This window comes from Streptomyces sp., from assembly GCF_019510245.1.
In the GTDB taxonomy this organism is placed as follows: domain Bacteria; phylum Actinomycetota; class Actinomycetes; order Streptomycetales; family Streptomycetaceae; genus Streptomyces.
Genome location: NZ_JAEKKT010000463.1, coordinates 1 through 2,046, shown reverse-complemented (window position 1 = coordinate 2,046; position 2,046 = coordinate 1). Strand labels below are relative to the sequence as shown.

General features: G+C 70.5%; 3 protein-coding genes. 2 read left to right on the top strand and 1 reads right to left on the bottom strand.

Going from position 1 to position 2,046, the window contains the following annotated elements; all coding sequences use genetic code 11:
• On the top strand, positions 1-887 hold an 887-nt coding region (locus tag JF597_RS54070), incomplete at its 5' end, for a thiamine pyrophosphate-dependent enzyme (protein ID WP_294014451.1).
• Between the two features lie 70 nt (positions 888-957).
• On the opposite strand, the gene JF597_RS54065 is transcribed toward JF597_RS54070, so the two are convergent.
• Positions 958-1,221 (bottom strand): peptidoglycan-binding protein, encoded by a 264-nt coding sequence (locus tag JF597_RS54065; protein ID WP_294014449.1) that lies wholly within the window; start codon positions 1,219-1,221, stop codon positions 958-960.
• On the opposite strand from JF597_RS54065, the gene JF597_RS54060 reads away from it, so the two are divergent.
• The gene (locus tag JF597_RS54060; protein WP_294014447.1) at positions 1,213-1,476 is read left to right on the top strand and encodes a hypothetical protein; all 264 of its coding nucleotides are present in this window, start codon (positions 1,213-1,215) and stop codon (positions 1,474-1,476) included. The two genes, JF597_RS54065 and JF597_RS54060, sit on opposite strands and share 9 nt — an antisense overlap.
• Positions 1,477-2,046 lie beyond the last annotated feature (570 nt).

Sequence of the window (2,046 nt, the reverse complement as noted above, 5' to 3'; positions counted from 1 at the left end):
CCTTCCCCTGGAAGCACCCGCTCTCCCTCCAGTCCTGGATCGAGGACCGCCACACCACGGACTTCCTGGAGGACGCGGACGTACTCCTGGTGGTCGGCTCGGGACTGGGCGAACTCTCCTCGAACTACCACACGTTCAAGCCGCGGGGCCGGGTCGTCCAGATCGAGGCGGACCTCGGCAAGCTGGAGTCCAACCACCCCGCGCTGGGCATCCACGCGGACGCGCGACTGGCGTTGCAGGCGCTGCTGGAGACGGTGACACCGAGGGAGGACGCGGAGGCTCCGGAGCGGGTACGTGACGTGCTCGCTCGCGTTTCGGACCGCATCGCCGCCCAGGAACTCACCCTGGAACAGGAGCTGTTGGCTTCGGTCCGCAGGGCCCTTCCCGCAGACTCCCCGTCCTTCTGGGACATGACGATCCTGGCCTACTGGGCCTGGTCCGCCTTCGACGCCAAGGGCCCCAACCTTCTGCACTCCGCCCAGGGGTCCGGAGGTCTGGGCTACGGCTTCCCCGCGGCCCTGGGCGCGGCGGTGGCCGACCCTTCGCGCCCGGTCCTGGCGGTCTCCGGCGACGGCGGCGCCCTGTACTCCGTCGCCGAACTCGCCACCGCCCGCCAGTACGACCTGAACGTCACCTGGCTCATCGTCGACGACGGCGGCTACGGCATCCTGCGCGAGTACATGACGGACGCCTTCGGCCAGGCCACGGCGACGGAACTGACCCGCCCCGACTACGTGGCACTGGCCGAGTCCTTCGGGGTGCCGGGGGTCCGTACGACCCCCGAGACGCTGGAGGCGGACCTGGCCAAGGCACTGGGCGAGCCGGGTCCCTCCGTGGTCGTACTCCCGGCGGTGCTGCGGATGTTCGCGCCGACGCATCTGGGCTGACGGCACGAAGAGGCGGCCCGTTCCCTCCCCCGAGGGGGAACGGGCCGCCGTGCGGTGGAGGTACGGCGGGTTACTTGGCCCGCAGCACCTTCCAGGTCTTCGGACCGACGATGCCGTCGTACGGCTTGATCTTGAACTCGTGCTGGAACCACAGCACGGCCTTCTTGGTCTTCGAGCCGAACTGGCCGTCGACCTTGAGCTTGGGCTTGTAGTCCGTGGTCTGGTTGATGTTCGCCTGCACCTCCTTGACGGCCTGGCCGCTGCTGCCGAACTTCACCGTCTTGTGGCCCTTGTAGTAGCCGCAGTACCAGCCGAGGCTCGTGGTGTGCTGCACTTCTTCGCGGCGGCGGTGGCATCGGCAGCGTGGGCGGTCGCCGTCGAGGCCGATTCGGCCGGGCCGACGGTGGCTGTGCCGCTCGCGACGCCGCCCAGCAGGGCGAGCGTGGCGATGCCGATGCCGATGGACTTGCTCGTTGCGGTGATGACCATGTCTGGCTTCCCCGTTCTGTGGTCGGTGGGGCGGTACGGGGTGGACCGCACCGCCCGTCCTGCACCACCGACATTGCAGGCCGAGTCCGGGGCGGGGTAAGGGCCGCCGGACAGTTGCCGTCGACGCGGGACGTCCCACCCTCCGACCTGCGGGGACGCTCCGCGCGGTGAGTCACCGGCGGGACGCCTCGGACGCCCTGTGGGGCGGCCGAAACCGCGCACCCCGCGGGGCGGCCCCGGGAACCGCAACGGCCTTGTGGGGCATCCTCGTTGGGGACTGCTTCGGTACGGCCCCCCGGGCGGCGCCCACGGCCGTCGGCGGATAGCGACCGCGGCCCCTGACCGGAAGGCCGGGACCCGGCACCGGTTCCCACCAAGTCGCCCTGGATGACAGCGTGTTCGCGGAGTGTGGCAACGCGGTCACCGCGATGGCGGTTACGGCGGCGAAGCCGTCCTGACGGCGCCGGTCCACCCCCACCCCCTACCTGCCCGGCAGGGGGAACTGGTTCTACCCTTGCGCGGTGACCAGCTTCGATCAGCCCGAACAGTCCGACCAGGCAGGCAGCGCACCCCGGCCGCAGTCGTTGATGCTGAGCTTCTTCGGCATCCACGCCCTCGGCCGTGACGTCGCCCTGGCCGCCGGCAGCCTGATCGAAGTGTTCGGCCAGGC